Genomic DNA, 22,177 nt, shown 5'->3' with positions numbered 1-22,177 from the left:
ACCGCTGACTGGACAGCCGGATGCGGGAGATCCGCACGTCCGGTTCGAAGGGAGGGGCGGCGCAAGCCAATGCGCCGTCCCTACCCCTATCTTTCCTCCTCCGTCAGCTGTAGACCTGTTCGTAGTACTCGTCGGCCATGCGGTCGGAGTCGAAGAAGGGGACGACCTCGCCCATGCTGTTGAGCACGAGCTGGCTCCACTCGGCGGGACGCTCGTAGTACATCGGCAACGCCTTGTTCTGGAGGATGTCGAGGATGCCGATGCGGTCGTGCTCGTCGCGATCGTGATCCGAAAGCCCGGGGTCGGCCGGCGGGACGATGAAGGAATTGTGGCCGTCCTTGGCGAACTCGCAGACCCAGCCGTCGAAGGTCGAGAGATTGATCGCGGCATTCATCGCGGCGGTCATGCCGGAGGTGCCGGAGGCCTCGCGGGTGACGACCGGATTGTTGAGCCAGATGTCGGCACCGTATTTCACCATCCGCGACAGCTCGAGCTCGTAGCCGACGAGCACCGAGGCATTCGGGAAGTCGCTGGTGAGGCGGACGAGGTGGTTGAAGGTGTCGATCGCGCCGTAGTCGAAGGGGTAGGGCTTGCCGGCCCAGATGATCTGGATGGGATGATCTTCCGAGGCGAGCAGCTTGCGGAAGGCCTTCATGTCGCGGGTGATCAGTTCGGCCCGCTTGTAGCCGGCGAAACGGCGGGCCCAGACGACCGTCAGCACCTTGGGGTCGAAGAGCTTTCCGGTCTGGTCGGCCACCATGCGGAAGAGCTGCTCCTTGAGCTCGCGCTTGCGGTCGGTGAGGAACCCGACGTCGCCCGTCGCGCGGGCCCGCTCAAGTCCGCGGTCCTTCCAGTAGCGGGCGTTCTGGGCGTTGGTGATGTGGCCGATCGGGCAGATGCCCTCGTGGTGGTCCCACATCTTGCGCGAGACCTCGCCGTGGAGTTTCGAGACGCCATTGGCCTTGTGGCTGAGCCGAAGTGCGGCCAGCGAGTGATTGAAGACGTTGTCGTCGCCGACACCGGCGGCTTCGCGAACGAGAGCCTCGTCGAGGTCGCCGAAGAAACCGGCCTTCTTGAGCAGCCCGAAGTCGTGCTTCTCGTTGCCGGCCTCCTCCGGGGTGTGGGTGGTGAAGACGAAACGCTTGCGGACTTCCTCGGGATCGGTGCCGTGGCTTTCCATCACGCGGAAGGCGGCGGAAAGCGCGTGGGCCTCGTTGAGGTGGTAGACCTCGGGGTCGACCTTCAATTCCTCGAGCAGGCGGACACCGCCGATGCCGAGCACCATGTACTGGGCGATCCGGCGGCCCGGGTCGTTGTCGTAGAGGCGCTGGGTGATCTGGCGGTCGTCGTGGTTGTTCTCCTCGACATCGGTGGTGAGGAAGAACATCGGGACGGTGCCGAAGACCTCCGAGGGCAGGAAGTGGGCGCCGACCCAGACCTGCTTGCCGTAGATCGGGATCTGGAAGCGGATGCCGGTGTCCTGCAGGAAGGCGTATTCCTTGCGCCGGAACTGCACCGCCATTTCGCGGCCCTCGCCGCGGGTTTGGTTGTAGTAGCCGCAGGTCCAGTAGATGCCGATGCCGAGCAGGTTCTGCTGCAGCGCCGCGGCGGACCGCATGTGCGAGCCGGCGAGGAAGCCGAGGCCGCCGGAGTAGATCTTGAAGGACTGGTCGATGCCGAACTCGCAGCAGAAATAGACCGCGCTCTTCGCGTATTTCGGATCGATTTCGTAGGGGTGCGTGTAGGGGTCGGGAAGGAAGGATTCAGCCATGGTGGGGTGGGGTCGTGAAAGTGGGTGCCGGGAAATGTCCGGACGGGCGAGAACGTTGGAGGAAAAGTCGGGTTTGTGAATCGCGAAGCGCGTTTTTGCGTGAGATTGCGGCACGTGGAGTGCCAGCCTGTGCAAATTCTGCGCCTGGCGGCCGGGGGAGGGATGGATTCAGCGGCGGGATGAGCGGAGCCGGTCGACCGGCTGCTCGATCCAGCGCCACGACGCCCAGGCCAGCCCCCATGACCCCAGCGTGAAGGCAAGCAGGCGGATGGCGGTGCCGGGCGGGCCGTTGATTTCCCAAAGCTGCGGCAGGACCCAGCCGAGGGCGAGGGGGACGAGATTGTGAAGGAGGTAGAGCGAGTAGCTGATTTTGGCGAGGTGCTGGAGCGGCTTCGATGAGAGCACCCGGGCCAAGGCATCGGGCAGGCCGGCGAGCGACGCGGCGATCAGGCCGAGCATGGCGAAGGTCAGGAAGGTCTGCTGGAAATGCCGCAGGCCGGGGATCGGGTGGCCCCGGTTGTCGAAGGCGTAGAGGACGATGTAGGCGGCGAGCGCGATCCAGACGGGAAGGCGCAGGCGCTTGTCGGCGGGATCGAGTCCTCGGTGCATCGCCAGCGCGAGCAGCGAGCCGCCGCCGAGGAAATCGAGGGCGGAGGTGGTGATGGCGCCGGGATTCGGGATTTCGGGAAAGTGGTGGAGCAGGACCAGCCGGGACAGCGGTGCGGTGGCGATGGCGGCGAGGAAAACGGGAAGCAGCAGGCGCCTCGGCAGCAGGAAGACCAGCAGCGGCCAGAACAGGTAGAACTGCTGCTGGATGGCCAGCGTCCAGTAGTGGGCCGTGCCCGACGGCCATTCCGGGAGGGTGGCGAGGTGGAAGTTCGAGACCTGGGCGAAGTAGACCAGCGGATGCCCGCGCAGGTCTTCGGCGCCGACGAGCAGGCCGAAGAGCATCGCCGTGTAGCAGGGAATGAGGATCCGCAGCGCCCGCCGCCACTGGAAGCGCTTGAGGGCCTCGATCCGCCAGGGGGAGCCGGAAAGTTCACCCTTTTCCCTTTCGCGTAGCAGGATGCGGGTGATCAGGAAACCGGTGAGGGTGAGGAAGAAGTAGAGCCCGATCTCGAAGGGAATCGGACCGCGCCAGTGGGGAACCGCCCAGTGCAGCCACATCACGCCCAGCACGGCGATCGCTCGCCAGCCGTCCAGTGGGGCGTTTCGGGGGCTGCTCAAGGGCCGCTAATGAGGGCCGCGGGGACCCTTCTGGCAAGAAATCAGCCCGCCCGGCCGAATTTCGGTGCTTGTCGTGGGGGCGGAGGGCGTGTAGCCGACTAGCAGCCGGGGAGAACCTCGGTCCGTTCCAGCGAGGTGGCACCATGCCTTTCGGACGTTTTTCCACATGGTGCATTCGACTGACCTATCCAAACCAATGGACATCTACGTGGGCAACCTGCCCTACAGCGCCACCGAAGAAGAAGTGGCAGAGCTCTTCGCCGCCTTCGGAGCGGTGGAGAAAGTGAAACTGATCACCGACCGTGAAACCGGACGCCCGCGCGGCTTCGGCTTCGTGACGCTGGCCGACACCTCGAAGGTGAAGGAAGCGGCCGAGGCTGTTGACGGCCAGGACTTCGGAGGTCGCAACCTGCGGGTCAATCCTGCCGAACCTCGCGAGCCCCGTTCCGGCGGCGGCGGTGGTGGTGGTGGCGGTGGCTACGGCGGCGGCGGTGGTGGTGGCGGCTACGGCGGCGGTGGTGGTGGCGGCTACGGCGGCGGTGGAGACCGGCGTGGTGGCGGCGGCGGTGGCCGCGGCGGACGTGATCGCCGCGGTGGCGGCAAGCGCGACACCGGCTGGTAAGCCCCTGCAATCCCCAATTTTTCCAACGCCCGACCGGCTCCCGCCGGCCGGGCGTTTTCTTTGGGCGTTTTCTTTGGTGGGCTGAAGGAAACCGCCTACAACGGTCGCGGAGCGTGGTGGAACAGCGGCGCGAGCCACATGAACCGGGCCTTGCCCCGAGCCGGGGGCTCGCGCAGCGCCGGAATGGACGGGCGGGAGATCCTGACGCGAAAAGCCCCGCGTCCGGAAGCGGACGCGGGGCCGGGCGATGCGCGATCGGAATCAGTTGGCGCCGTAGGGCAGCGAGGAGTCCTGCAGGAAGATCAGGACCTTGCCGTCCTCGGTCTTCACGTAGCCCTTGGTGTACTCCACCTTGGTCTCGGTGTCGTCGGGGCCGGTGAAGAAGTAGTGGCCCATCGTGATCGCGATGTTGCCGTGCATCTTCACGGTGTGGTTCTCGAAGCGGACCTTCGACCAGGGCTTGAGCGCGAAGCCCTTGTCTTCGGCATACTTGTCGTTGCCGCCGACGAAGTAGCTGAGGGCTCCTTCAAGGTCGGGACGGAAGGGCGTCTCGGCCGCGAGGGTCGGCTTGAACTGGATCGGACCCAGCTCGAAGGCATAGGCAGCCTCGGCGGCTTCCTTCGCAACCTTCGGGGCGTCGTCGCCGGCCTTGCCGATCGCGACCACGGCATCACCCCACATGGCCTGGGCGGCCTGGACGTCAGCGGCGGTGATGGCCGGACCATCGGGCAGCGTGCCGACGTTCGGAGCGAGCACCTCGGCCTTGAGATGCACGGGGGCAACCAGGACGACGGTGGCGGTGAGGGCGGATAGGATGAGGTTGTTGTTCTTCATAACGCCGAACGGATAAGCCGAAAAATGAATGGCGCAAATAAAAACATGTAAAAAAAGTCGTGAATTGAGATACGTAAGAAGGTTGACCCGAAATGATCGACCCGGCGGGCGGGCCCGGTTGTGGCGTCCTGCGGTGGATCGACGGCCTCGTGGGCGGCTGGATCCCCCGAACGTGCGATGACGAAAGGAGGCGGGCCTGGGCGGGGTATTGCGGATTGTCCCGCCCAATGGCGGCCGTTAGTCTGCCACCCGATTCCCATGAAACGCCGATCCTTTCTCGCCACCACGACCGGAGCCGCGGCTGCAGCCGGCGGATCCCTGCCGCTGTTTTCGATCGGCAAGCCCGGCCCCTCCGCCAACAGCAAGCTGAACGTCGCCTTCATCGGCTCGGGGGGCTGGATTGCCCGCCAGCCATACAACCAGGGCTGCAGCGATGAGAACCTGGTGGCCTTCTGCGACGTCGACCGCGAGGTCAGCGCCGAGAACATGAAGAACTGGCGGACCACCCAGCCCTTCTTCGAGGACTTCCGGGTGATGCTCGACAAGATGCACAAGGAGATCGACGCGGTGGTGATCTCCACGCCCGATCACACCCATTTCCCCGCCACGCTGGCCTGCATGGAGCGGGGGATCCACGTCTACACCCAGAAGCCGCTGGCCCACAACATCTGGCAGTCGCGCCAGCTGGTGAAGGCCAAGCACCGCTACGAGGTCATGACCCAGATGGGCAACCAGGGCCACGCCGGCGACGGCATCCGCCAGTCGGTCGAGGCGGTCCGGTCCGGGGTGATCGGCGACGTCGGCGAGGTGTTCTGCCGCAACGATGGCCCGCAGATGGGCAACGACCACTTCGCCAATCCCGCGACCATGCCGCCGCCGGAGTCGCCGGTGCCGCCCACCCTGGCCTGGGACCTTTGGCTCGGGCCGGCGGAAAAGCGTCCGTTTTACCGCGACTACCTGCCGAAAAAGTGGCGCTCGTTCTACGATTTCGGCCTCGGAATGCTGGGCGACTGGGGTTGCCACACCCTCGACACGCCGGTGTGGGCTCTGGATCTCGACCCGCCGACCGCCGTCGAGTGCCTCGACCGCAAGGACTCGCTGGAGGGCGTCATCCCCGCCGGCAGCCGCGTCCGCTTCCATTTCCCGGCCAAGGGCGACCGCGGACCGGTCACGCTGACCTGGTTCGACGGTCCGCAGGATTGGACGAAGGTCGGGCGCATCGACAAGTTCGGCGCCGAGCACGCCGCCCACCTCGGGCGCGCCTGCTGGATGGTCGGCAGCAAGGGGCTTCTCGGCTGCGGCACCCACGCCGGTGCCCCGCTCATCCTGCCCAACGAACTGCGCAAGGAATGGCAGACGAATCCGCCGGAGGAGACGATTCCCCGCGTGGCGGGCGGTCCCTTCCGCGAGTGGCTGCGGGCCATCAAGGGCGAGGGCCCCGAGCCGGGTTCGAACTTCGATTATTCGGCGAAACTGACCGAAATCATCCTGCTCGGTGTGCTGGCCCAGCGCTTCAACACCCGCATCGAGTGGGACGCGGAAAACGCGCGGATTTCCAACCATCCGGAGCTCAATGCCTTCATCAAGGAACCCGTGCGCGAAGGCTGGTCATACGGCGAAAAGCTGTAAAACTGCCCCCGCCCCATTCGGCTGAAAGCTCCGGCGCGGTTCGCGCGTTAGGATGCGCCCTGCCGCGCGGGCTGAAGATTTCGCCTCCGCCGCACGTAAAGGTTCCCCACAGCAAGTTTCTCCCAGTAAAACGCAATTTATCAGAGGTCCGAGTCCTCGTCCTTCCGTTCTCTTCCCGAACTCCAAGTCGATGAATACCGAAACTGAATCCAAGCCCGATACCCTCGCCCTCACTTTCGCCGCATGGCTTTGCCGCCTCTGGCTCGCCGTTCGTGCGCTCCAGACCGGCATTGAGAAATTCGCCGGAACCGAGAAAGCCTCCGCCGACGTCATGATCGACGGGGCTCCCAACTCCTACGGCATGGAGGTCGAGACCGTCGACAAGTTCTACGCCCTCTCCAACTACCACGGGGTGCCGCCCTCGATGGCCGAGACGTTCTCCAAGGAGCCGCTGATTCCCGGCTTTTTCCTGCCGATCTACGACAAGGTCCTGGGTCCTGCGCTGCTGGTGCTCGGCCTGACCATCCTGCTCGGCGTCGCCAGCCGCACCTCGCTGTTCCTGCTCGGTGTGCTGTATGTGAGCCTCACCTGGGGCCTCATCCTGATCGGCGGCCAGCAGGGCAATTCCGGGGTTGCGTGGCTCGCGGCCCACATGATCCTGATCGTATGGGCTCTCTACCTCGCCCCCTACAACAAGCTCTGCCTGTTGAAAAAATGGTGACCCCTGCAACAGTAATTCCGACATGAGCATGCAACCTTCTCCAATCACTCGCCGGCGCTTCATTGGAAGCACCACCGCGACGGGGGCTGGCCTGGCTCTCGCGGCTCCCGGCATCCTCAAGGCGGCCACCCAGGCCGAGGGAGATCTGATCCACGTGGCGATCGTGGGATACGGCAAGCAGGGCGAGGTCCTCTTCAACTGCCTGAAGAACATCCCGGGCCTCTACTTCCAGGCCGTCTGCGACATTTCCGACTACAACCTCCAGCGGGGGGTCGGTGCCGCCTACTCCATCCAACGGAACCGCTCGGTTCCGAACCAACGCCCCAACCGCTACACCGACATCGACGAGATGCTCGCCACCGAGAAGGGTCTCGATGCGGCCATCATCGCGACGCCGGACTTCTGGCACTCGCCGCACACGGTGAAGTGCCTCGACGCCGGACTCGCGGTTTACTGCGAGAAGATGATGTCCAACACGATCGAAGGGGCCCGCGACATGGTTCGTGCCGCCGAGCGCAACGACAAGCTCTGCCAGATCGGTCACCAGCGCCGGAGCAATCCCCGCTACCTCTTCACCTACGAGCAACTGATCAAGAAGCACAACCTGTGCGGACAGATCGTCAATGCCAACGCGCAGTGGAACCGGTCGCTCAGCGCCTCGCAGCCGATCGGGGGCGAGGATATCTCGCCGAAGATCATCGTGCCTCAGGACAAGCTCCAGAAGTACGGGTTCGAGAACATGGACCAGTTCCTCAACTGGCGCTTCTACCGGGACTTGTCGGGGGGGCCGATCTCCGACCTCGGGGCGCACCAGATCGACATCTTCAACTGGTTCCTCGGGACCCAGCCCAAGGCGGTCTATGCCACCGGCGGCCATTCTTATTTCAAGGAGCGCGAGCACTTCGACAACGTGATGGCCTGCTTCGACTACGACACGCCCCAGGGCGAGGTCCGGGCCTTCTATCAGGTGCTCACCACGACCAGCGCCGGCGGTGGCTTCTGGGAGAGCTTCATGGGCACCGAAGCGAACATCAGGACCGCTGAAATCGCCGCAACATCGGCCATCTACCGCGAGACGCCTTCGGATGAGAAAGAGCTCGAGGCGATGGAGAAGAAGTGGGACGATCTGGTCCGCCGGGGATACCTGCGGATGAAGCCGGCCGCACCCAGGCCGCAGGCGGCGTCCGCCGGTGCGGTCGAGGTCTACGAGTCGGCCGCCCCCGAGGAATACGATCTCCCCGGAGGTCTGCCCTACATCCGCGACAACAAGGGTCAACTGGTTCCCAAGCCCGCCCACCAGCCGCACCTCGAGAACTTCTTCGCGGCCCTGCGCGGCGAAGCCAAGCTCAACTGCGACGCCCGCCACGCGTTCGAGAGCGAAGCGCCGATCTTCTACGTCAATCCTTCGGCCTTGCAAAAAGAGCGCATCGAATTCACCAAGGAACAACTCTCCGTATGAAAACAACCGACATCCTCATCCTCTCCGCCCTCACGCTCGGCCTGGCCAGTTGCGACGAGGGAGGCTCCTCGTCCGGCGGCTCCGGTGGCGTCGCCAATGGCGTCGCGCTCGACATCGAGTTCCCTCCGGAACTGATCGAAGGCACGCCCAAGCCCATGAAGGTCCCTAACCTGGAGGACGAGCCCAAGTCGGCCCCTGAGTTCAAGGTGCCCGAAGGCACCGAACTGCTCTCCGCGGGCAAAACAGTCACCAGCTCGGATGACTATCCGATCATCGGCGACGTGGCCCTCATCACCGACGGCGACAAGGAAGCCGGCGAAGGCTATTACGTCGAGCTTCTCGACGGCCTGCAGTGGGTGCAGATCGACCTTGGCGCTCCCGCCGAGATCAACGCCATCTGGCTGTGGCACTTCCACTCGCAGAAGCGCGCCTACCACGACGTGATCGTCCAGATCTCCAATGATCCGGAGTTCAAGGAAGGGGTGACCACGGTCTTCAACAACGACTACGACGACTCGGCCGGCATGGGCAAGGGATCCGACCGCCCCTACGTCGAAACCCGCTTCGGCAAGGTCATCAACGGCAATGCGACGACGGGCCAGTACGTGCGCCTCTACAGCAACGGCAACACGTCCAACGACATGAACCACTACATTGAAGTGGAGGTTTACGGCAAATCCGCGGCCGCCGAGTAGGCGTTCAACCAGATCAAACCAAAGGCCGGATCCCGTCGCAGGGTCCGGCCTTTTTCTTACCCGTGGCGTTGGACCTCCTAAAGGAGGAACGACAAACAGACCAGGCCCGCCGGTGATGTTCGTAGTTCCCCCTTCAGGGGGTTGCACGGTTCGAGCTGCAGAGACTACTTGGCGCCGGCGACCGTCGCCTTTCCCAGCCTCGCGCGGATGCGAAACAACGTGAGCAGCATGTCCCAGGCATCGTGCCAGGGGTGGATGCGGCTGCCACCCTTGCGCACCCAGTTGACCGGCACCTCCATCCAGGGGATGTCCGCCGCCGTCATTTCGGCGAGCAGTTCGGCGTCAAAGGCGAGGCCGGGTTCGCTCAGGTTGCCGGCGATCCGCCGGTAGGCCTCACCCTTGAGGACCTTGGCGCCGCATTGCGTGTCCTCGGAGCGGATCCGGAGAATCAGCCGGCAGGCGAGCAGGAACCCATGGTGCCGGATCCAGCGGAAAATTCCCTCCTCGACCCTGGTGGTCGCGGTGTTCTTGCGGATCGCCATCACCGATTGCCCGCTCTCCCGGGCGGTGGAGATCAGGTCGAGCATGTCCGGCGCGCTGACGCTGCCGTCGGCGTCGACGAAGGAAAGCCATTCGGCCTCGGGTTCAAGCGCCCAGGCCTCCCGCACCACCGATCCCTTGCCGTGGTGAGCCAGCGCGGCGTGGACGCGGACGTGCGGGTAGATCGCCGCGAGTTCGGCACACAGGAGCTTCAGGCGCCCGACCTCCTCTTCTCCCGACCCGTCATCGGCGATGATCCAGCGGATGTTCGCGTCGCGGATCGCGAGTTCCGCCGCCAGTTCCCGGCCGAAAAGAGCGAGCCGCTTCGAATCCTTCCACACGGGTGTTACGAGAATCGTGATTGCCTCGGTGTCTCCGTCCCGCATGGTTCCCGAACGTGAAGCACTTCTCGAGGCTTTCAACCCTACGGAATTTTCCATGATGAAACGCTCGGTCCTGATTGCCTGTTGGGTCGCGGTGGCGTTTGTCGCCGTGTTCCTGCGCTGGAACGACCTCGCGGCACGCCCCTTCCACGCCGACGAAGCGACGGGCGCCCGGATCACCGCGCACCGGGTCGAGTCGGGCAATTACGTCTTCGATCCCAAGCACTATCACGGGCCGACCCTGAGCGGTGCGGCGATGGTGGTGGCGCGGATCACCGGGATGAAGAGCTGGGCGGAATTTGAGAAGGCCCCGCTGCGGGCGGTCCCGGCGCTCGCGGGTTGCCTGCTCGTGCTGGTGCCGCTGCTCGGGCGGCGGCGCTTCGGTGATGCGCCCATGCTGATCGCCGCGCTGGCACTCGCGACCTCGCCGCTGCTTGTCTATTACAGCCGGATGTTCATCCACGAGATGCTGCTCGGGCTCTTCGGGGTGCTGGCCCTGTTCCAGATCGCCTGCACGAAGCGCTGGTGGCTCGCCGGGATCTGGGTCGGCTTGATGTTCGCGACCAAGGCGAGTTTCGCCTTCAGCATCGCCTCGTGGGGGGCGGCGGGTGGTTTGCTTTACCTGCTCAGCCCGCGGGGCCCGGACAAGGTGATGCCCGCCGAATTGGTCCGCCGCTACTGGCGCACGGCTCTGCTTGCCGCGGGGCTCGCCGTGCTGACCTCGCTGGCCTTCTACACCAACGGCTTCACCCGCTGGCAGGGGGCGGTGGACGCAGTGAAGTCGTACTTCATCTACGATCTCGTCGAGGGACACGACAAGCCGGCCGCTTATTTCGTCGATCTGCTCCTGTGGCCCCGCAAATTGGGCGGGAGCTGGTGGTTTGAAACGCCGGTGGCCCTTTTCGCCGCGGCGGCTCTGGTTCTGAGCTTCGTGTCGAGATCGATGGAGCCCGCGACCCGCCTCGCGGTCCGGTTCCTCGCCTTGTCGGCGGTCTTCCACCTGGCGATCTACAGCGCCATCGCCTACAAGACGCCCTGGCTGATGGTCCTGCCCTGGGCGCATGTCTGCCTGCTGGCGGGCTTCGTCGCGACGGCGGTGCCGCGGGGGAACAAGGTGCTTGCCGGCGTGGTGGGCCTGGTAATCTCGGCGGGATTCGCGAGCCAGTTCCTGCAGAGCCGGCAGGCGACCGGGCGCCTCGCCTCCGACGAGCGGAACCCGTATGCCTACGTTCCGACCAGCGACGACATCGAGTCGCTGGTGCCGTGGCTGGATGCCCTGGATGAAGCGCTGCCCGAGCGCTCCATCGAGCCTCTAGGCGTGGTTGGCAGCGACTACTGGCCGCTGCCCTGGTATCTCCGCGGCTACGGGAAGGTGGGCTACTGGCCGGAGGCTCCGGACAATATTTCACGCCTGCCGGTGGTGATCGCGATTGATGATCTAACGGTCATGCTCGCCGGAAGCCATGTGCCCGTTCCCAAGGGCCTGCGCGCCGACACGCCGATGACCGTCTGGGTGCGCGGCGACTTCTGGGATGCCTCGCTTGACGCACCCCCGGAATGAATGAAGAAGTTGCCATGCCGAAGACCGTCAAGTTCGCCCACGAGGCGATGAAGACCACTTTCAACCTCCGGATGCCGGAGGGGAGCGCGGAGCGCCAGCGCAATGTGGCGAAGGTGTGCTTCGAGGAACTCGACCGCCTCGAGTCGCTGCTCAGCCGCTTCGTCGAGGGCAGCGACGTGTCGCAGATTAATCACATGCGGGCGGGCGACAGTCTCTTCATTTCGGAGGAGTGCCACGCCTGCCTGCTCCAGGCCCTCCAGTTGCATCAGGAGACCGGCGGCCTTTTCGACGTGACGCTGGGAGCGCGCATCGAGCACCTGAAGAAGGGCAGGGGCGGCGAGGCTCCCGAGATTTTCGGCAATCTAACGGTCGCCCCGGATCAACCGCTGATCGTGTGCGAGGCACCCGGTCGCGAGATCGACCTAGGCGGGATCGGCAAGGGATTTGCCCTCGACCGCCTGCGGCAGATCCTCATCGACTGGGAGATCGATTCGGCTTTGCTGTCCGCCGGGGCCAGCACCCAGCTGGCCCATGGCCGGCTGGCGTGGCCGCTCGACCTGACCGGCGATCACGATTCGGTGCGGATCGATCTCTACCGCGAGGCACTCAGCGCCTCGGGCGTCGGCATCCAGGGCAATCACATCGTCCACCCCGATGCCGCGAGGGAGCCCGGGGAGGGCTTGTCCTACAAGCGCGTGTGGCTGACCGCGCCCACGGCGGCGGAGGCGGATGCGTGGTCGACCGCGGTCATGCTGATGACCGATGACCAGATCAAGGAACTCGGCGACGACCAACCGGCCTGCCTCTATGTCGAGGATGCCGAGGGGGTCCGGCAGTGGGGCGGTGATGGTCAAAAGTCTGAAAGTCGAAAGGTCTGAAAGTCCATTGGGACGACGGCATTCGACAGGCCTTGGGTGCTGGCAGTTCGGACCTTCGACCTTGCGACATTCGGACCTTCAGACTCACCACCTACTTCGAGTTTTTCGCTAGCTGGGGTCAACGGCCACCGTATCCGGTGCCATGACATCCACCCGCCGCCGCTTCATCGGCTCCACCACCGCGCTTGCCGCCGGGGCCTTCGTGCTTCCGCGCTTCAGCATCGGCCAGTCCGGCCCGTCCGCGAACAGCCGCCTCAATCTCGCCTTCATCGGGGTTGGCGGTCGCGGCGAGAAGAACCTGCAGGGACTCTCGCAGGAGAACGTGGTCGCCCTTTGCGATGTCGACGACCGCGAGGCTGCCGCTTCCTTCGGCAAGTGGCCCAAGGCGAAGCGCTTCAAGGATTTCCGCGAGATGCTCGACAAGATGGGCGGGGAGATCGACGGGGTGGTGATCAGCACGCCCGACCACACCCATTTCGCCGCGACGATGGCGGCGATGGAATGCGGCAAGCACGTCTTTTGCGAGAAGCCGCTCACCCACAACGTCTGGCAGGCACGCATGCTCAAGAAAGGGGCAGCCCACTACAAGGTGGTGAGCCAGATGGGCAACCAGGGCCATGCGACCGAGGGCATTCGCTACATGAAGGAGTGGTATGAGGCGGGGGCGTTGGGGCAGGTCCGCGAGGTGCACGCCTGGCTCAGCGGACCGAACTTCGGCAGCCGCTACTTTGCCAAGGCGGCGAACCATCCGCCGGCGGCCCAGCCGGTGCGCGACGGGCTCGATTGGGACCTGTGGCTGGGCCCGGTGGCGAAGGACATCCCCTATAACGAGATCTACGTGCCCAAGCGCTGGCGCAGCTACTACGACTTTGGTGGCGGGCTGCTCGGAGACTGGACCTGCCACACGCTCGACGGTCCGTTCTGGGCGCTCGGTCTCGGGATGCCGAGCCGGATCGAGGCGGTGAAGAAAACCGGCAACGACTCGCTCGTCTGTCCCGACGCCTCGGTGATCCGCTACGACTTTGCCGCGCGCGGCGACAAGGCTCCGGTGAGCATTCTGTGGTATGAAGGAGGAAATCGACCGGAGATCAGGAAAGAGTGGGGAATCGAGAAGCTCGGTGGCGACGGCATGATCATGTCCGGCGACAAGGCCAGCCTGATGAGTGGCACCCGGCCGGACAGCCCGCGGCTGATCCCCGGGGATGTGTGGCAGGATTTCCGCCGCGATCTCCCGGAGAAGACGATCCCGCGGGTGAAGGGTGGCCACTACCGCGAGTGGACCGCCGCCATCAAGGGTGACGGCCCGGCACCCGGTTCGAGCTTCGACTACGCCTCCGAACTCACCGAGATGCTGCTGCTCGGTGTCCTCGTCCAGCGTTTCGGCGGTCGTCTCGACTACGACGCCGCGACGATGAAGGTCACCAACCGCCCTGAGCTCGATGCCCACCTCAGGGAGCCGGTCCGCGAGGGCTGGGAGTTCGGCAAGGCGGTCGCGGGCTGACCCGACGGATCGCTCCTGTGGGGTTCACGACTCTTGCTTGCGATCATCCGTCGCGGCCTTCGAAACGGGCAGCGACTGGCGCAGTTTCAGGCCGCGGGCCTGGAGGAGCCAGAGCCCGGCGGGGATGATGCACGCCGCCTGCACGAAGTGGGCGACGATGGCGTAGGAGAGTCCCACCTCGCGACTGACCTCGAACAGGCCGAGCGCCGCGAGGCAGCCGATCTGGAAGGTGCCGAGAAATCCCGGCGGGCCCGGGGCGGCGACGGCCAGCGCTACGAGCACGGTGACCATCAATCCGGCGGCCGGTCCGAGACCGATGCCCATGGTCCACAGCGTGGCCTGATAGAAGAGCGCCATTTCCAGCCACAGCAGCAGCGAGGCGATCAGCACGATGGCCAGCTGACGACCGGTGGAGACGGCCTTCAGCCCCTCGAGGAACCCATCGACGAGCTGATAGAGCGCGGCGCGGACACGCGCGAGAAACTTGGGGAAGAGGAAGATGGAGATCATCTTGCGGGCCAACTTCGAGAACGAGCGGCTGAAAAAGTAGGCCATGACCATGAAGCCGACGCCGACGACGGCGACCGCGCCCAGCAGCTTCGCGCCCGTGCCGAGCCACTCGGGCGGGTTGTCGATCCAGGTGATTGCCACCGCGAGGAAGCCGATGATGGTCAGTGCATCGACCACCCGCTCGACCACGATGCTGGCGGCCGAGGCGCCGAAGTTGATCTTCTCCCAACGGGTCAGGATCCACGGGCGGACCACCTCCCCGGCGCGGAAGGGAAGCAGGAAGGTGCCGGTGAACCCGATCACCGTGGCGTCCACCAGCGAGCGCATCTTCATCGTCTCCCCGCCGGTCAGCAGATAGCGCCAGCGCCAGCTGCGGATCAGGAAATTCAGGGCGATCAGCAGCACCAGGACCGGCAGAAACCTCAGGTCCACCGCGGCGAAGCCCGCCTTCACCGCCTGCCAGTCGATGTGCCGGAGGAGCAGGACCATCAGACCCGCCACCACCAGGATGCCCAGCCATTGCCAGGGCGACTTTCGTTTCTCCGTCTCGCTCACGATTTGCTGCCGCGGAGCTTCGTGGCCCAGCGCCGCTCCGCAAGCTTGTTCTCCGGGCGGCGGATGCCGATACTGTGACCCAGAAGAACCGGAACCGTTCGACCCACCGATGAAACCACCCAAGCCATTCCAGATCTCCCGCCGTTCGTTCCTGCGCCGCTGCACGGCCACCGCCGCCGCCACCGGCCTGCCGCTGTGGTTCGTCGAGCGCCAGCTGGCCCTGGCCGAAACTCCTTCCCCGAAGGTGACTTCGCCGAACGAGCGTCCGGCGATCGCGCTGATCGGCTGCGGCGGCCAGGGCAGCGGCGTCACTGCGGGTGCCCGGCGCTTCGGCGATGTCGTGGCGGTCTCCGATGTCGACCAGGCCCACATCGATCGCGCGGTCGCCCGCTTTTCGACCGACGGCGGGAAGCCCGACACCTTCCGGGATTTCCGCAAGCTGCTCGAGCGCGACGACATCGATGCCATCGTCAACGGCACGCCCGACCACTGGCACAGCCTGATCAACATCGCTGCGGCCCGGGCCGGGAAGGACATCTACTCCGAGAAGCCTCTCACGCTCACGATCGACGAGGGCCGGCACGTGGTGAAGGCGGTGCGGGACCACCGGCGGGTCCTGCAGACCGGGACCCAGCAGCGCAGCTCGCAGCGGTTCCGGCTGGCCTGCGAACTGGTCCGAAACGGCCGCATCGGCGAACTCAAGGAGGTCAACGTCTGGTTGCCCGCCGGCCGGCGGGAGGGCCCGTTCAAGACGGCCCCGGTGCCCGCCAGCCTCGACTGGGATTTCTGGCAGGGCCAGGCCAAGGCGGTCGACTACGTCCCCGAGCGCTGCCACACGTGGTTCCGCTACTGGTACGAGTATTCCGGCGGCACGATGACCGATTGGGGCGCGCATCACATGGACATCGGCTACTGGGCGATCGGCCTACCGGCTCCGACCGGGATCGAAAGCAAGGCGCTGAGTCAGCCGATCCCCGGAGGCTACACCGTGATCGCCGACTACGAGGTGAAGTTCACCTATCCCAACGGGATCGTGTTCAACGTCCGCTCAACCCGCGACGATGGTCCCTTCGGCGAGACGGTCAACAAGGACGGCCAGCGCAACGGCATCCGTTTCGTGGGCACCGACGGCTGGATCTGGGTCAGCCGCGAAAAGATCGACGCCAGCAGTCGCGAGCTGCTCGGCAGGCCGCTGCCGGAGGATGCCGAACGCCTCTACGAAAGCAACGACCACATGGGGAACTTCTTCGACTGCATGCGGTCGCGGAAGGACCCGATCTGCAGCGTGGAGACCGGCCACCGCTCCGCGACGGTTTGTCACCTCGGAGCCATTTCGCTGCGCACCGGCAAGAGCCTGCAGTGGGATCCCGACAAGGAGATTTTCACCGGCGAGCACGCCGACGCGGGCAATGCCCACGTCGCCCGGGAGATGCGCAAGCCCTACGACTACGATTTCGTGGCGTAGGTTCGAGAGGAGCGCGCGACGCTGTCTCGCATCGAGCCCGTTGGGAACGAAGACCTCCTGAAGGAGGAACTACAAACTGAACAGGCGGGCCAGTGGCGTACGTAGTCCCTCCTTTACACTCGGTTCGTTCCTCATCCCAGTCCCTCGATCTTCCAGCCGTCGCGGTAGTCCCGGCCGACAAACGCGTTGGCCTCGGGCTTGTCGAATTTCAGGGCGGCGGCATCCCACTTCAGGCTGGTCTGCGGGAAACGGGAGGCCAGGCAGCCGAGCAGGATGGCCTCGGTCAGCGGGCCGGAGTAGGCGAAGTCCGCCGTGGTCTTGCCCACCCCGCGGGCGGCGTCGATGAACTGTCCCCAGTGCTGGGCACCCTTCACCCGCGGCAGCGCGTAGTCGGCGAATTTCTTCTCGGGGTAGAGCTTCGGGCGCGAAACGTGGGGCACGACCATCACCCCTTCGGTGCCGATCAGCAGTGAGCCCTGACCCGGGACCTTGCCGTCCTCGATGAGGGCCAGGACGTCCGCCGGCGGTTTGGCCGTGCCGTCGTACCAGGTCGCCTTGAGCGTTTCGCCAGCGGTGTGCGGTGTGCCCTTGAAGAGGTAGATCACCTTGCCGTTCAGCGCCCAGTTGTCGGCGTTCGGTGCCGGTCCCTCGGAGCGCACCGCGATCGGTGCCGCCAGCTTGAGGCCCATGAACAGCGGATCGAAAATGTGGCAGCCCATGTCGCCGAGCGTGCCGGTGCCGAAGTCGAGGCGTTTGCGCCAGTTACCGGGGTGGTAGTAGTTGTCGCCAATGTAGGGCCGGTCGGCGGCGACGCCCAGCCAGCCATCCCAGTCGAGATAGTCCGGCACCGGGTCGGTGCGGTCCGGCTTGGTGCCCATGTCCCCCCAGGACTTGCCGGACCAGATGTGGATCTCCTTCACCTTGCCGATGGCCTCGTCCTGCATCATCTGCCTCGCGATCTGGTAGTACGCCGTCGAGTGGATCTGGATGCCCATCTGGGTCACCAGCTTCTTCTCGGCGGCGAGATCGGTCATCCGGCGCGTTTCCCGGAGATTGTGGGCCAGCGGCTTCTGGCCGTAGATGTGGATTCCCTTTTTCATCGCGGTCACGGCGATCGCCGCGTGCATGTGGTCGGGGACCGAGACGTTGGCCGTGTCGAGGTCCTCGTTCTCCAGCAATTCCCGCCAGTCCTGGTAGAACTTCGCTTTCGGAAACATCTCGCGTGCCTTCTTGGCGCGGTTCAGGTCGACGTCGCAGAGGGCGGCGATTTCGACGTTCTCGACGTTGGCCAGTTGCTGGAGGTCGGCCCAACCCTGTCCGGCGAGGGCGAAGGCGCCGTGGCGGACCTTTCCGGACGGCGGGGCGGCGATCAGGTTGGTGGTGACGAAGGGAGCGGCGGCGGCCGAAGTGCCGAGCAGCTTGAGAACGGAACGGCGGGAGTAGCGGTTGAGATCGGTCATGATGTCAGAAAACGGTCGTGGACGGCGGATTCCATCGGAATCCAGCGATTTTGTCGCGCCAAATCCCCCCATTTTCAGGCAAGTGGGGATTGGACGGGGCGAGGATTCGCGCTAGTGGTTTCCAACATCCCGAACTCATGAGAATTCATCGCCTTTCCACCGTCATCGTCGCCGTTTCGCTGTTGTCTTCCCTGATTGCCTCCGCCGAGGAGCCGACGACCCCCAACATCGGTGTGGCCATCGCCAAGGGCGATGTGGAGGACGTCCAGCGCCACATCGCCGCCGATCCGGCGATCCTGAACCCCGAGGATCCGAAGGCCCGCGCCCCGCTCGACTTGGCGATCCTGCGAAAGAAGAAGGACATTGCCGTGCTTTTGCTCGAAGCCGGGGCCAATCCGAACCGCGCCGACAACTCCGGCAGCACGCCGCTGCACCACGCCGTCACCCGCAACAGCCCGGAGATCATCGTCGCGCTGATGAAGGCCGGGGCGAAGCCCGACGTGCTCGACAAGTCCGGCTGGACGCCGCTGCACCACGCGGCGGCCAAGAACCAGCTCGAGACGACGAAGGCCCTGCTAGAAGGCGGAGCCGATCCGACCACCCTCAGCAAACTCGGAGGCACGCCCCTCCACGAAGCCGCGACCGGCGGCAGCAAGGAGCTGATCGCCCTGCTGCTGAAGACCAAGATCGACCCCACGCTCAAGTCCAAGCAGGGTGTCACCGCCCTCGACCTCGCCAAGAAGTTCGAGAACGCCGAGGCAATCGAGATGCTGTCGGAGTGAGCTTGCGGGGAGGCTTCCGGCCCATTTGCATCCACCCCCTGATGGCCTGAAGGGTCATGAGAGCAAAGCCAAGGGCTGGCAGCCCTTGGGATTTCCGTTCAGCATCCGGATGCGGCCTTTCAGGCCGCCTGGCTTCGGGCCGGTGAGTCCCAGGGCCGATGGCCCTGGGCTGCGTTCTGGCGACCCTTCGGGCCGCTTGGTCTTCGGACCGGATCAGCCGGATGGATCAGTTGAGTCCGAAGAAACGCCACGCGCTTTCCACATCCTCCTTGGTGCCGCGAATCAGAATCGACGAGGTCTCCGGGAAGAAACGCACATCGGCGAACTCGGACATTTGCCAGCCCTTTTCATCGAGTTCTGCCTGGATGCCCTGAAGGCTGAGCCTCCCCTTGCGTGAAAGTTCCTGCTTCGTGGCATAAGGCAGGTTGTAGATCCTGGTGTAGAGGTAAATAACCTCGATACCCGACCTGCCGCGCCGTATCTCGACCGTCTTTTGAATCTCATCGAAGGCAGAAACCAGCAGCTCCCGATAGGTGGGGCGTGAATCTTCTGCAATCCGGATCAGATCGATCCTCTTGCTGCCGATATCGTCGGGAAGCCTCTCCGTAAAACGGAAGTCACCATCCGGATCGAGGTCCGCCCAGCCGGTCATTCTCGCGACAAGCTCCGCCATCGTGTAGTCCCTGAGGTTGCCGGACCATGGCACGCGAGTGTCGAGGATCTCTGCTCCTTGGAGAAGGCCTACCAGCAGGATAGCGGTCAGAGAGCCAGCCAATGAATGTTTGAGTTTCATTTCAATGGAAACAACGCTATCGGCTCTTGCGGTTGATCCGAGGTGAAACGTCCGGGGAGATTTGGTTTCTCGGGTGGCTTGGGAACGTTGCGGGGTTCGTCAGGTGCCCGGAGTTTAGAACGGATTGACGACGATGACACCGTCGTAGTTCTGTCCGGCATTCAGGTCTTCGGTGATCAGTTCGCGGGCTCCGCTGGCTTGGGCGGCGACGATGATCATGGCATCCCAGAGGGAGACCTGATGACGTTCCTTGAGCGCCAGACCCTGGCCGAGACGCTCAAGGGAATTATCGACCACAGGCCATTTCGTCAGGTCCTGGATGATCTGTAAGGCTTCCCGGTGGGAACGACCGACGCGCACGAAGTTCACGTAGAACTCCTGCAGCACTTGGACGCTGATCGCATTCAGGCCGGGCATTTCCCAGCCCGCCCGAATCAGGGGGAGGACCGTCTCCCGTTTCTCGCCGGCGTCGAGATCGTAGGCGTAGAGCAGGATGTTGGTGTCGATGAACCGTTCAGCGGGCATGTGCCTCTTCGCGAGTCAGGGGCTTTCCTCCCAATCGATAGCCATGCTGAAGGCGCTCGAGGGCGGCGGTAGGGTCGGCAATTGCCTCATCCGCCGCCAGCACGGTTTCCAGGCCTTCGATGACCAGGTTCTTGAGGGTCGTCCGGCGCCTTGCCGCTGCGACCTTGCTCTTCTCAAGCAGGGCCTCCGGAAGATCGATCGTCGTCTTCACGGAGCAATATTTACTGCTTTATGGCTCGTGCGTCAAGGGTCCACGGACGACTTGTTCAGGACAATGTCGTCGTTGGTAAACATCTCGCGGTCCGGTCCGGCGGAGCGGAGCTCGATGTCTCGGGCGGCAATGGGGTGGACGAAAATCGGGGTTTCCCAGCGGTCGATGAGGCGGCCGTCGGCGCCGAAGGCGTAGTGGTCGTCCGGGAGGAAGCGCTGCTTGTAGGCATTCTCGCCGCGCAGCGCGGCGGCAAGGTCCTCGTTGCCGCCGATGGAGTAGCCTTCGTGGTCCTTGATGATGGAGAAGTAGCCGACGATCACCCGGTCGAGGGCGCGGAGGTCCTCGATCGGCTCGGCGAAGGGATCGCGGGTGTTGCCCATCAGGCGCTCGCCGGGGAGCGGAGGCATGACGTCGTCGTCGTGGGCGGGGAGCGCACTGGCGGGCGGCTGAGCGGGCGGTTCCGGGGTGGACCCGTCACGGCGGATCAGGAGAAAGACTCCGACGACCACCAGCACGGCGACGACCGGAAGGAAGCGGCGCATGGGCATGGCCTCAGGCAAGGAAGCCGATGGGATTGGTCGAACTCGTCGGGTCGTAGAAGTTCGCGATGTTCGGCAGCACGGTGTCCATGTCGCCGTTGCTCACGCCGAACCAGCGCATGAGTTCGCAGAAATACTCGTCGACCGAGAGCCGGGGGAAGATGCGCCCGCCGCGGCCGATGTCGTCGGGGCCGTCGATCGCCAGCGAGGGGAAGTGGCCGAGAACCTGCCCGCCGCCGACCGGACCGCCGAGGACCATCTGGTTGGCGGCCCACGCGTGGTCGGTGCCCTGGCCGTTCGATCGCAGGGTGCGGCCGAAGTCCGAGGCAGTGAAGGTGATCACGTCCTCCGCCAGGCCGAGTTGCTCGAGGCATTGCTGGAAGGCGTAAAGCGCCTGGTCGAGGATGGTGAGCATGGCGGCCTGCGTCTGCAGCAGTTCGTTGTGGTGGTCCCAGCCACCGTATTCGACGAAGATCGTCTGGCGGTGCAGGCTGATCTTGTCGCGGATGGCGATGGTCCGGACGGCGGCGGCGAGATTGCGGCCGACGCGGTTGTCGGGGAATCCGGCGGCTTCGATGACCGCATTGACGTCGACGCCGTCGATGGTGCCCGGGTTGTCGAAGTGGTTCTGGAACTCCTCGCCGCGGGCGATGCTGTTGGCGGTGATCCGGCCGTGGGTCCGCTGGAAGAGATTCTGGTAGTGCTCTTCGATCGGGCTGTCGACGGTGGCGCTGATCGCCGCTTGCTTGGCCCGGTGGGCCGGTTGGTTCGAGGTGGTGCCGGTGAAGGTGAGCGCGCCGCTGTCGGTGATGACGAACTGCCCCTCGCTCTCGCCGATCTGGAAGGTCGAGTTCCCGGACAGCGAGAAATTCATCGGCATGTAGTAGCCGCCGGTCTGGTCGGTGTTCAGCGCCGAGTGGATCACGTCGGCACAGCGCCCGGCCCAGCCGGTGAGGACCTGCATGCCCTGCGGCACCGAGGTCTGCCACTGCTCGGTCTGGTCGCGATGGGAAAAGAGGGCCTGTGGCAGGCTGACCAGCCGCTGCAGGTAGGCCTGCTTGTCGGGGATGGGCTCGACCAGGGTGCCGATGTTGGTCAGCAGGCTGAGCCGTTTTGCGGCGGGGTCGCCGCCGAGGCCGTTGAACATTTCCGCGATGCGCGGGCAGGCGGGATGAATGCCGTAGCTGCGGCCGAAGGAGTCGGTCGCGTTGAGCGGGATGAGCTGGTTGCGCGGGATCGCCAGGTTGGTGCGGGCCGCGACGTAGTCGTCGTAGCCGCCCGGCTGGTCCATCGGAACGAGGAAGTTGAAGGTGTCGCAACCGCCGCCCAGATAGAGGCAGACGAGGGCCTTGCGGGTGCCCGCGGCCTCGCCATTGGCAGCGGCCGCGTGATTGGCCATGGTCAGGTTGAGCAGTGTCGAGAGCACCGAGGTCGAGCCGATCGCGGCACAGCTGGCTTCTCCGAGAAATTGGCGGCGGGAGCGCATGATGGAAGAGTGGAGGGCGGTGGATGGGTG

Annotated in this window: 21 protein-coding genes; 10 read left to right on the top strand and 11 right to left on the bottom strand. The window is 64.9% G+C overall.

Going from position 1 to position 22,177, the window contains the following annotated elements; genetic code table 11:
* Window positions 1–103: 103 nt before the first annotated feature.
* Together glgP and ACG2LG_RS15525 are read right to left on the bottom strand one after the other, a co-directional pair.
* A complete protein-coding gene (gene glgP, locus ACG2LG_RS15530) occupies window positions 104–1,771 on the bottom strand; it encodes an alpha-glucan family phosphorylase (RefSeq protein WP_396260476.1) in 1,668 nt (555 codons plus the stop codon).
* Between the two features lie 168 nt (window positions 1,772–1,939).
* Complete coding sequence (locus tag ACG2LG_RS15525; RefSeq protein ID WP_396260474.1) at window positions 1,940–2,998, bottom strand: acyltransferase family protein; 1,059 nt, start codon at window positions 2,996–2,998, stop codon at window positions 1,940–1,942.
* A 196-nt stretch (window positions 2,999–3,194) separates the two neighbouring features.
* Here ACG2LG_RS15525 and ACG2LG_RS15520 point away from each other — a divergent pair, with 196 nt between their 5' ends.
* Entirely contained in the window at window positions 3,195–3,620 is a 426-nt protein-coding gene (locus tag ACG2LG_RS15520; RefSeq protein WP_396260473.1) for an RNA recognition motif domain-containing protein, read from the top strand.
* Window positions 3,621–3,881: 261 nt separating this feature from the next.
* Here the strand turns inward: ACG2LG_RS15520 and ACG2LG_RS15515 are convergent, their stop codons facing one another.
* Entirely contained in the window at window positions 3,882–4,454 is a 573-nt protein-coding gene (locus ACG2LG_RS15515) for a hypothetical protein (protein WP_396260472.1), read from the bottom strand.
* A 258-nt stretch (window positions 4,455–4,712) separates the two neighbouring features.
* Between ACG2LG_RS15515 and ACG2LG_RS15510 the strand changes: the two genes are divergently transcribed.
* The 4 genes from ACG2LG_RS15510 (at window position 4,713) to ACG2LG_RS15495 (ending at window position 8,958) form a co-directional block, all read left to right on the top strand.
* Window positions 4,713–6,083, top strand: a complete 1,371-nt coding sequence (locus tag ACG2LG_RS15510) for a Gfo/Idh/MocA family protein (RefSeq protein WP_396260471.1) — start codon at window positions 4,713–4,715, stop codon at window positions 6,081–6,083.
* Between the two features lie 190 nt (window positions 6,084–6,273).
* On the top strand, window positions 6,274–6,804 hold the full coding sequence (locus ACG2LG_RS15505) for a hypothetical protein (protein ID WP_396260469.1): 531 nt from the start codon (window positions 6,274–6,276) through the stop codon (window positions 6,802–6,804).
* Window positions 6,805–6,826: 22 nt separating this feature from the next.
* Window positions 6,827–8,263, top strand: a complete 1,437-nt coding sequence (locus ACG2LG_RS15500; protein ID WP_396260467.1) for a Gfo/Idh/MocA family protein — start codon at window positions 6,827–6,829, stop codon at window positions 8,261–8,263.
* Window positions 8,260–8,958 carry a discoidin domain-containing protein gene (locus tag ACG2LG_RS15495; protein WP_396260466.1) on the top strand — a complete coding sequence of 233 codons (699 nt, stop codon included), beginning with the start codon at window positions 8,260–8,262 and terminating at the stop codon, window positions 8,956–8,958. The genes ACG2LG_RS15500 and ACG2LG_RS15495 overlap by 4 nt, the downstream gene beginning before the upstream one ends.
* Before the next feature lie 164 nt (window positions 8,959–9,122).
* On the opposite strand, the gene ACG2LG_RS15490 is transcribed toward ACG2LG_RS15495, so the two are convergent.
* The gene (locus ACG2LG_RS15490) at window positions 9,123–9,884 is read right to left on the bottom strand and encodes a hypothetical protein (RefSeq protein ID WP_396260464.1); all 762 of its coding nucleotides are present in this window, start codon (window positions 9,882–9,884) and stop codon (window positions 9,123–9,125) included.
* 55 nt (window positions 9,885–9,939) lie between these two features.
* Between ACG2LG_RS15490 and ACG2LG_RS15485 the strand changes: the two genes are divergently transcribed.
* The 3 genes from ACG2LG_RS15485 (at window position 9,940) to ACG2LG_RS15475 (ending at window position 13,821) form a co-directional block, all read left to right on the top strand.
* A complete protein-coding gene (locus tag ACG2LG_RS15485) occupies window positions 9,940–11,442 on the top strand; it encodes a flippase activity-associated protein Agl23 (RefSeq protein ID WP_396260462.1) in 1,503 nt (500 codons plus the stop codon).
* Complete coding sequence (locus tag ACG2LG_RS15480) at window positions 11,439–12,320, top strand: FAD:protein FMN transferase (RefSeq protein WP_396260460.1); 882 nt, start codon at window positions 11,439–11,441, stop codon at window positions 12,318–12,320. Before ACG2LG_RS15485 ends, ACG2LG_RS15480 begins: the two co-directional genes overlap by 4 nt.
* A gap of 142 nt (window positions 12,321–12,462) precedes the next feature.
* Complete coding sequence (locus tag ACG2LG_RS15475; protein WP_396260458.1) at window positions 12,463–13,821, top strand: Gfo/Idh/MocA family protein; 1,359 nt, start codon at window positions 12,463–12,465, stop codon at window positions 13,819–13,821.
* A gap of 24 nt (window positions 13,822–13,845) precedes the next feature.
* Here the strand turns inward: ACG2LG_RS15475 and ACG2LG_RS15470 are convergent, their stop codons facing one another.
* The gene (locus ACG2LG_RS15470; protein ID WP_396260456.1) at window positions 13,846–14,886 is read right to left on the bottom strand and encodes a lysylphosphatidylglycerol synthase transmembrane domain-containing protein; all 1,041 of its coding nucleotides are present in this window, start codon (window positions 14,884–14,886) and stop codon (window positions 13,846–13,848) included.
* Window positions 14,887–14,995: 109 nt separating this feature from the next.
* Here ACG2LG_RS15470 and ACG2LG_RS15465 point away from each other — a divergent pair, with 109 nt between their 5' ends.
* The gene (locus ACG2LG_RS15465; RefSeq protein ID WP_396260454.1) at window positions 14,996–16,351 is read left to right on the top strand and encodes a Gfo/Idh/MocA family protein; all 1,356 of its coding nucleotides are present in this window, start codon (window positions 14,996–14,998) and stop codon (window positions 16,349–16,351) included.
* 131 nt (window positions 16,352–16,482) lie between these two features.
* Here ACG2LG_RS15465 and ACG2LG_RS15460 read toward each other — a convergent pair whose 3' ends face one another.
* Window positions 16,483–17,811, bottom strand: a complete 1,329-nt coding sequence (locus ACG2LG_RS15460) for a Gfo/Idh/MocA family protein (protein WP_396260452.1) — start codon at window positions 17,809–17,811, stop codon at window positions 16,483–16,485.
* 137 nt (window positions 17,812–17,948) lie between these two features.
* Here ACG2LG_RS15460 and ACG2LG_RS15455 point away from each other — a divergent pair, with 137 nt between their 5' ends.
* A complete protein-coding gene (locus ACG2LG_RS15455; RefSeq protein ID WP_396260450.1) occupies window positions 17,949–18,593 on the top strand; it encodes an ankyrin repeat domain-containing protein in 645 nt (214 codons plus the stop codon).
* Between the two features lie 226 nt (window positions 18,594–18,819).
* Here the strand turns inward: ACG2LG_RS15455 and ACG2LG_RS15450 are convergent, their stop codons facing one another.
* The 5 genes from ACG2LG_RS15450 to ACG2LG_RS15430 form a co-directional block, all read right to left on the bottom strand.
* On the bottom strand, window positions 18,820–19,386 hold the full coding sequence (locus ACG2LG_RS15450; RefSeq protein WP_396260448.1) for a hypothetical protein: 567 nt from the start codon (window positions 19,384–19,386) through the stop codon (window positions 18,820–18,822).
* Window positions 19,387–19,500: 114 nt separating this feature from the next.
* Window positions 19,501–19,911 carry a PIN domain-containing protein gene (locus ACG2LG_RS15445; protein WP_396260446.1) on the bottom strand — a complete coding sequence of 137 codons (411 nt, stop codon included), beginning with the start codon at window positions 19,909–19,911 and terminating at the stop codon, window positions 19,501–19,503.
* Window positions 19,901–20,122, bottom strand: a complete 222-nt coding sequence (locus tag ACG2LG_RS15440; RefSeq protein WP_396260445.1) for a hypothetical protein — start codon at window positions 20,120–20,122, stop codon at window positions 19,901–19,903. Before ACG2LG_RS15440 ends, ACG2LG_RS15445 begins: the two co-directional genes overlap by 11 nt.
* A 32-nt stretch (window positions 20,123–20,154) precedes the next feature.
* Window positions 20,155–20,670, bottom strand: coding sequence for a hypothetical protein (locus ACG2LG_RS15435; RefSeq protein WP_396260443.1), 516 nt, complete (start codon window positions 20,668–20,670; stop codon window positions 20,155–20,157).
* A 4-nt stretch (window positions 20,671–20,674) separates the two neighbouring features.
* Window positions 20,675–22,147: a DUF1501 domain-containing protein gene (locus tag ACG2LG_RS15430; protein WP_396260442.1), complete on the bottom strand. Its 1,473-nt coding sequence runs from the start codon at window positions 22,145–22,147 to the stop codon at window positions 20,675–20,677.
* Between the last annotated feature and the right edge of the window lie 30 nt (window positions 22,148–22,177).

Origin of the sequence: Haloferula sp. A504 (assembly GCF_044385805.1) — a bacterium.
In the GTDB taxonomy this organism is placed as follows: domain Bacteria; phylum Verrucomicrobiota; class Verrucomicrobiia; order Verrucomicrobiales; family Akkermansiaceae; genus Haloferula.
This window is presented reverse-complemented; position numbering and strand designations above follow the sequence as displayed.